The organism is Pseudomonas sp. Sample_9, from assembly GCF_004307535.1.
Lineage (GTDB): Bacteria > Pseudomonadota > Gammaproteobacteria > Pseudomonadales > Pseudomonadaceae > Aquipseudomonas > Aquipseudomonas mercuritolerans.
Genome location: NZ_RAZO01000501.1, coordinates 11278 through 18429, shown reverse-complemented (window position 1 = coordinate 18429; position 7152 = coordinate 11278). Strand labels below are relative to the sequence as shown.

The following is a 7152-nucleotide window of genomic DNA, read 5'->3' as shown; positions in this document are numbered from 1 at the left end:
AGCCACGCGCTTGAACCGAAACAGTGCATGCAAACAGCAATGCCCGTTTCCGTGCATTCAACTACCCTTGCCTCTCTCCACTCGACCTTTTAAAACACCTGTTCGGCACTCTGGTTCGGAAATTGCTACTTTCTATAGGTCGTAAGCGTTGCAGTAACAATAATTCTGCGCCACAAGCGCTCATATTGGTTCTTAGGGATTGAATAATGAAAAAAGCATTGCTGACCCTTTCTGCACTGGCGTTGTGCATGGCCGCCGGCTCCGCGCTGGCCAAGGAATACAAAGAGCTGCGCTTTGGCGTTGACCCTTCGTACGCACCGTTCGAGTCGAAAGCGGCCGATGGCAGCCTGGTCGGGTTCGATATCGATCTGGGCAACGCGATTTGCGCCGAACTGAAGGTCAAGTGCAAATGGGTCGAAAGCGATTTTGACGGCATGATTCCGGGCCTCAAGGCCAACAAGTTCGACGGCGTGATCTCGTCGATGACCGTGACCCCGGCCCGCGAGAAGGTCATAGACTTCTCCAGCGAACTGTTTTCCGGCCCGACCGCTTACGTGTTCAAGAAAGGCTCCGGCATCACCGCCGATGTCGCTTCGCTCAAGGGCAAAACCGTTGGCTATGAGCAAGGCACCATTCAGGAAGCCTATGCCAAAGCCGTGCTGGACAAGGCCGGTGTGAAAACCCAGGCCTATCAGAACCAGGACCAAGTGTATTCCGACCTGACCTCCGGCCGTCTCGACGCCGGTATCCAGGACATGCTGCAAGCCGAACTGGGCTTTTTGAAGTCGCCAAAAGGCGCCGATTATGAAATCAGCCAGCCGGTCGACAGCGAATTGCTGCCAGCCAAAACCGCTGTCGGTATCAAGAAAGGTAACACTGAGCTGAAAGCACTTTTGGATAAAGGTATCAAAGCGTTACACGACGACGGCAAATACGCCGAGATTCAAAAGAAACACTTTGGCGACCTGAATCTGTACAGCGGCAAATAATGCCCCGGCGCCCATCCTCGATGGGCGCCTTTTCCATCCGCTCAGGTTGCTGATTTATGTTTGAAACCCTCCTGCAAAATCTGGGGCTGGCCTCGTTCAGTCTGCAGGGCTTCGGCCCGTTGCTGCTGCAAGGCACCTGGATGACCATCAAATTATCGGCGATGTCGCTGCTGGTGGCCGTGTTGCTCGGCCTGCTCGGCGCCAGTGCCAAACTGTCGAAAGTCAAACTGGTGCGCCTGCCTGCACAGCTCTACACCACGCTGATTCGCGGCGTGCCGGATCTGGTGCTGATGCTGTTGATCTTCTACAGCCTGCAAACCTGGCTGACGTCGCTCACCGATTACATGGAATGGGAATACATCGAAATCGACCCGTTCAGCGCCGGCGTGCTGACGCTGGGCTTCATTTATGGCGCGTATTTCACCGAGACCTTCCGTGGCGCCATCCTCGCGGTGCCGCGTGGTCAGGTCGAAGCCGCCACCGCGTATGGCCTCAAACGTGGCCAGCGTTTTCGCTTTGTGGTGTTTCCGCAAATGATGCGCTTCGCCCTGCCGGGCATCGGCAACAACTGGATGGTCATGCTCAAGGCCACCGCGCTGGTGTCGATCATTGGCCTCGCCGATCTGGTCAAGGCAGCGCAGGACGCCGGTAAAAGCACTTATCAACTGTTCTACTTTCTGGTCCTTGCCGCATTGATCTATCTGCTGATCACCAGTGCTTCGAACTTCATCCTGCGCTGGCTCGAACGCCGCTACGCCGCCGGTGCCCGGGAGGCCGTACGATGATCGAACTTCTCCAGGAATATTGGCGCGCCTTCCTTTATACCGACGGCCAGAACATCACCGGGCTGGCGATGACGATGTGGCTGCTGACCGCCTCGATCTGCATCGGCTTCGTCGTCTCGATCCCATTGTCGATTGCCCGCGTCTCGCCGCACTTCTACGTTCGCTGGCCGGTGCAGTTCTACACCTACCTGTTCCGTGGCACGCCGCTGTATATCCAGTTGCTGATCTGCTACACGGGCATCTACAGCCTCGCCGCCGTGCGCGAACAGCCGATCCTCGACAGTTTCTTTCGCGACGCGATGAACTGCACGATCCTCGCTTTCGCGCTCAATACCTGCGCGTACACCACGGAGATTTTCGCCGGGGCGATTCGCAGCATGAACCACGGTGAAGTCGAAGCGGCCAAGGCTTATGGCCTGACCGGCTGGAAGCTGTACGCCTACGTGATCATGCCGTCGGCCTTACGCCGTTCGTTGCCTTACTACAGCAACGAAGTGATCCTGATGCTGCACTCGACGACCGTGGCGTTCACCGCGACCATTCCCGATATCCTGAAAGTCGCGCGGGATGCCAACTCGGCGACCTTCCTGACCTTCCAGTCATTCGGCATCGCCGCGCTGATCTACCTGACCATTACTTTTGCGCTGGTCGGTCTGTTCCGCCTTGCCGAACGCCGCTGGCTGGCCTTCCTCGGGCCGACTCACTAGCCCCGGTTTGAAAATAAAGAGATAACAATGCGCCACCAGATTCATGACTTGCTGGCCCCGCTGCCGGGGACCGCACGGCAGATTCACAGTTTCCACTTCGGCCCACAGCAGGCCAAGGGCAAGGTGTACATTCAGGCCTCGCTGCATGCCGACGAACTGCCGGGCATGCTGGTCGCCTGGCACCTGAAGCAGCGTCTGGCCGAGCTGGAAGCTGCCGGCCGCCTGCGCAGCGAAATCGTCCTCGTGCCGGTGGCCAACCCGGTCGGCCTCGAACAAGTGCTGATGGACGTGCCGCTGGGCCGTTACGACCTCGAGAGCGGGCAGAACTTCAATCGCTGGTTCGTCGACCTCAGCGAAGAAATCGGCAACGCCATCGAAGGCCAGTTGGACGACGATGCGCAGCACAACCTCGAACTGATCCGCGCCAGCCTGCGCAACGCCCTCGACCGTCAGAAGCCGACCACACAACTGCAATCCCAGCGTCTGACCCTGCAACGCCTGGCCTGCGATGCCGACATGGTGCTGGACTTGCACTGCGACTTCGAATCGGTGGTGCACCTGTACACCACGCCCGAAGCCTGGCCACAGGTCGAGCCCTTGGCGCGCTATATCGAAGCGCAGGCCAGCCTGCTTGCTACCGATTCCGGCGGGCAATCGTTCGACGAGTGCTTCACCCTGCTCTGGTGGCAACTGCGCGAGCGCTTCGGTGAGCAGTTCGAGATTCCGCTGGGCAGCTTCTCGGTGACCGTCGAATTGCGCGGCCAGGGTGACGTCAATCACCCACTGGCCAGCCGCGATTGTCAGGCGCTGATCGATTATCTGATCCAGTTCGACGCCATCGTCGGCGAGACCAAGCCGCAACCGCCACTGCCGTACCCGGCCACGCCGCTGGCCGGGGTCGAACCGGTGACCACGCCAGTCGGCGGCCTGCTGGTGTACTGCGCCACGCCCGGCCAATACCTGGAGGCCGGCCAGCAGATCGCCGAAATCATCGACCCGGTCCACGACAAGGTCACCCCCATTCATTGCACCGCCGCCGGCCTGCTGTATGCGCGCTCGCTGCGGCGCATGGCCACTGCCGGCATGGTCATCGCCCACGTCGCGGGCGCCCAGGCCTATCGCAGCGGCTACCTACTTTCGCCTTGAGGATGCTCGTCCATGTACAAACTGACCGTTGAAGGCCTGCACAAAAGCTATGGCGATCATCAGGTGCTCAAAGGCGTTTCTCTCAAGGCCAAAACCGGCGACGTGATCAGCCTGATCGGCGCCAGCGGCTCGGGCAAAAGCACCTTTTTGCGCTGCATCAATTTCCTTGAGCAACCGAATGACGGCGCCATGAGCCTCGATGGCCAGGCGATCCGCATGGTCACCGACCGCCACGGCATGCACGTCGCCGACGCCGATGAACTGCAACGCCTGCGCACGCGGCTGGCGATGGTGTTCCAGCATTTCAACCTGTGGAGCCACATGACCGTGCTGGAAAACATCACCATGGCCCCGCGCCGGGTGCTGGGCTGCAGCAAACAGGAAGCCGAGGATCGCGCCCGACGTTATCTGGACAAAGTCGGCTTGCCGGCGCGGGTCGCCGATCAATACCCGGCGTTTCTGTCCGGCGGTCAGCAACAGCGCGTGGCGATCGCCCGGGCACTGGCGATGGAACCGGAAGTGATGCTGTTCGACGAACCGACCTCGGCACTCGACCCGGAACTGGTGGGCGAAGTGCTGAAAGTGATTCAGGGTCTGGCCGAAGAAGGCCGGACGATGATCATGGTCACCCACGAGATGAGTTTTGCGCGCAAGGTGTCGAATCAGGTGCTGTTTCTGCATCAGGGCCTGGTGGAAGAAGAAGGCGCGCCCGAAGAGGTGCTGGGCAATCCCAAGAGTGAACGGCTGAAGCAGTTCCTCAGCGGCAATCTCAAATAACGCCGTACACAATTCCCCTGTAGGAGCTGCCGAAGGCTGCGATCTTTTGACTCTGCTTCAAAGATCAAAAGATCGCAGCCTCGTTTCACTCGTCAGCTCCTACAAGGGAATCGCGTTGTTTTAAACCTTTGGTCTGTTGCTGTGGTCTCTGAAACAACACCTCCAGAGCGCACGCAGCCGGCATGGCGAAATCCCCCGACTTTGCAAAAACCTGGTTCAGCGCCCGCGACTGGAAGCCGTTCGCCTTTCAGAAACAGGTGTGGGCGGCGGTGAAAAACGGCGAATCCGGGTTGCTCCACGCCAGCACCGGCGCCGGCAAAACCTATGCGGTGTGGTTTGCTGCACTCAACCGCTTCGCCCGCTTGCAACCGCCCGTGGCCACGCCGCGCAAACGCAAACCGCCGGCCGAGCCGTTGACGGTGCTGTGGATCACGCCGATGCGCGCCCTCGCCGCCGATACCGCCCGCGCGCTGCAAAGCCCGGTGGATGATTTACAGATTCCGTGGAGCATCGGCCTGCGCACCGGCGACACCAGTAGCAGCGAGCGCGCTCGTCAGGGCCGGCGTTTGCCAACGACGCTGATTACCACCCCGGAAAGCCTGACTCTACTACTGGCCCGCGCCGATGCGCGCACGGCGTTGTCGACCCTGCGCATGATCGTCGTGGATGAATGGCACGAGTTGCTCGGCAACAAACGCGGCGTGCAACTGCAACTGGCCCTCGCTCGCCTGCGGCATTGGCAGCCGGAACTGATCGTTTGGGGCGTTTCCGCCACCCTTGGTAATCAATCTCACGCCGAGCAAGTGCTGATCCCACAGGGCGGCGGCGTCAGTGTTCAGGGCAAAAGCGAAAAAACCCTGCAAGTCGACACCCTGCTCCCACCGGCCATCGAGCGTTTTCCCTGGGCCGGCCACATCGGTCTGAAGATGCTGCCGCAGGTGGTGGCCGAACTCGATGCCTGCGCCAGCAGCCTGGTGTTTACCAACACCCGTGCGCAATCAGAGATCTGGTATCAGGCGCTGCTGGAAGCGCGGCCGGACTGGGCCGGGCTGATTGCGTTGCACCACAGCTCACTGTCCCGGGACACCCGCGACTGGGTCGAGCAGGCGTTGAAGAATGGCCAATTGAAAGCGGTGGTGTGCACCTCGAGCCTGGATCTGGGCGTGGACTTCTTGCCGGTCGAGCGCGTGCTGCAGATCGGCTCGGCGAAAGGCGTCGCGCGCTTGATGCAACGTGCCGGGCGCTCCGGCCACGCGCCTGGGCGCACCTCGCGGGTAACGCTGGTGCCGACCCACAGCCTGGAACTGATCGAGGCGGTCGCCGCACGCGACGCCGTCGAGCAACGGCGCATCGAGCCGCGCCTGTCGCCGCACAAGCCGCTGGACGTGCTGGTCCAGCATTTGGTCAGCATGGCCCTTGGCGGTGGCTTCATTCCTGAAGACTTGTACGAAGAAGTGCGTGGCGCCTGGGCTTATCGTGACCTGACAGCGGCAGACTGGGCCTGGGCGCTGGCGTTCGTACGCCATGGCGGGATGTCTCTTACAGCGTATCCGGATTACCGCCGGGTCGAGCCGGACGAACACGGCGTCTGGCGTGTGCCGGATGCGCGTCTGGCGCGGCGCCATCGCATGAGCATCGGCACCATCGTCAGCGACGCGAGCATCAACCTGAAATTCTGGAGCAAGGGCGGCGGCGGCAAACAGCTGGGCAGCGTCGAGGAAGGCTTTATCGCCCGACTGAAACCCGGCGATGGCTTCCTCTTCGCCGGCCGCTTGCTCGAGTTGGTGCGGGTGGAAAACATGACCGCCTACGTCAAACGCAGCACGGCGAAAAAAGCCGCTGTACCGCGCTGGAATGGCGGACGCATGCCGTTATCCAACGAACTGGCCGAAGCGGTGGTTGCACGCTTCAGCGCCGCTGCTCAAGGTCAGTTCAAAGGCCCGGAAATGCACGCGCTGCGGCCGCTGCTGGAGACGCAGATACGCTGGTCCGGCTTGCCCACCACGGAAAATCTGCTGGCCGAGGTACTGAAATCCCGCGAAGGCTGGCATCTTTTCCTCTATCCGTTCGCCGGGCGCCAAGTGCATCTGGGACTGGCGAGCCTGCTGGCGTGGCGCGTCAGTCAGCGGCAACCGGTGACCTTCTCGATTGCCGTGAATGATTACGGCCTGGAACTGCTCAGCGCCACGCCGGTGGATTGGGCCGCGCATCTCGACGCTCACCTGTTCAACGCCGATGACTTGTTGCTGGATGTGCTGGCCAGTCTCAATGCCGGTGAACTGGCGTTGCGCCGCTTCCGCGAAATCGCGCGCATCGCCGGGCTGGTCTTCGCCGGGTATCCGGGCGCACCGAAAAGCACCCGCCAGGTGCAGGCGTCGAGCGGCTTGTTTTTCCAGGTGTTCAAACAATATGACGCCGACAACCTGCTGCTAGCCCAAGCTGGGGAAGAAGTCCTACGCGAGGAACTGGATATTCGTCGTTTGGAACAGACATTGGAGCGGATCAATCGGATGAAACTCGACGTGCATCAGGTTAAACGTCCTACACCGTTGGGCTTTCCGCTGCTGGTGGAGCGGATGCGCGAGAGCATGAGTTCGGAAAAACTGGCTGACAGGATCAGAAGAATGGTCGGTGACCTGGAAAAAACCGCTGATAACGGAAAATCGTCGTGAGTGCGTACCCGGTGCGTCTGGCCGGTGAGGAGTTGTGGCTGCTGCCGGAGAAAGCGCTGTACTGGCCAGCGCAGGA

At 60.7% G+C, this 7152-nt stretch carries 6 protein-coding genes; all 6 read left to right on the top strand.

All coding sequences use genetic code 11. The features are described 5' to 3' along the window. Positions 1-206: 206 nt before the first annotated feature. Positions 207-989: a transporter substrate-binding domain-containing protein gene (locus D6877_RS28595; RefSeq protein WP_042608231.1), complete on the top strand. Its 783-nt coding sequence runs from the start codon at positions 207-209 to the stop codon at positions 987-989. Between the two features lie 56 nt (positions 990-1045). Continuing rightward, positions 1046-1774 carry an ABC transporter permease gene (locus D6877_RS28590; protein ID WP_016771383.1) on the top strand — a complete coding sequence of 243 codons (729 nt, stop codon included), beginning with the start codon at positions 1046-1048 and terminating at the stop codon, positions 1772-1774. Next, positions 1771-2481: an ABC transporter permease gene (locus D6877_RS28585; RefSeq protein WP_130912856.1), complete on the top strand. Its 711-nt coding sequence runs from the start codon at positions 1771-1773 to the stop codon at positions 2479-2481. Before D6877_RS28590 ends, D6877_RS28585 begins: the two co-directional genes overlap by 4 nt. A gap of 27 nt (positions 2482-2508) precedes the next feature. Then, positions 2509-3627 (top strand): succinylglutamate desuccinylase/aspartoacylase family protein, encoded by a 1119-nt coding sequence (locus tag D6877_RS28580; protein WP_130912855.1) that lies wholly within the window; start codon positions 2509-2511, stop codon positions 3625-3627. A gap of 12 nt (positions 3628-3639) precedes the next feature. Continuing rightward, positions 3640-4404 (top strand): ATP-binding cassette domain-containing protein, encoded by a 765-nt coding sequence (locus tag D6877_RS28575; protein WP_056783337.1) that lies wholly within the window; start codon positions 3640-3642, stop codon positions 4402-4404. 182 nt (positions 4405-4586) lie between these two features. Beyond that, entirely contained in the window at positions 4587-7076 is a 2490-nt protein-coding gene (locus D6877_RS28570) for a ligase-associated DNA damage response DEXH box helicase (protein ID WP_130912854.1), read from the top strand. Positions 7077-7152: the final 76 nt, after the last annotated feature.

What these genes read in the sequence shown, in the direction of transcription:
- D6877_RS28595 (WP_042608231.1), top strand. Translation starts at nt 207, where the DNA reads ATGAAAAAAGCATTGCTGACCCTTTCTGCACTGGCGTTGTGCATGGCC.
- D6877_RS28590 (WP_016771383.1), top strand. Translation starts at nt 1,046, where the DNA reads ATGTTTGAAACCCTCCTGCAAAATCTGGGGCTGGCCTCGTTCAGTCTG.
- D6877_RS28585 (WP_130912856.1), top strand. Translation starts at nt 1,771, where the DNA reads ATGATCGAACTTCTCCAGGAATATTGGCGCGCCTTCCTTTATACCGAC.
- D6877_RS28580 (WP_130912855.1), top strand. Translation starts at nt 2,509, where the DNA reads ATGCGCCACCAGATTCATGACTTGCTGGCCCCGCTGCCGGGGACCGCA.
- D6877_RS28575 (WP_056783337.1), top strand. Translation starts at nt 3,640, where the DNA reads ATGTACAAACTGACCGTTGAAGGCCTGCACAAAAGCTATGGCGATCAT.
- D6877_RS28570 (WP_130912854.1), top strand. Translation starts at nt 4,587, where the DNA reads ATGGCGAAATCCCCCGACTTTGCAAAAACCTGGTTCAGCGCCCGCGAC.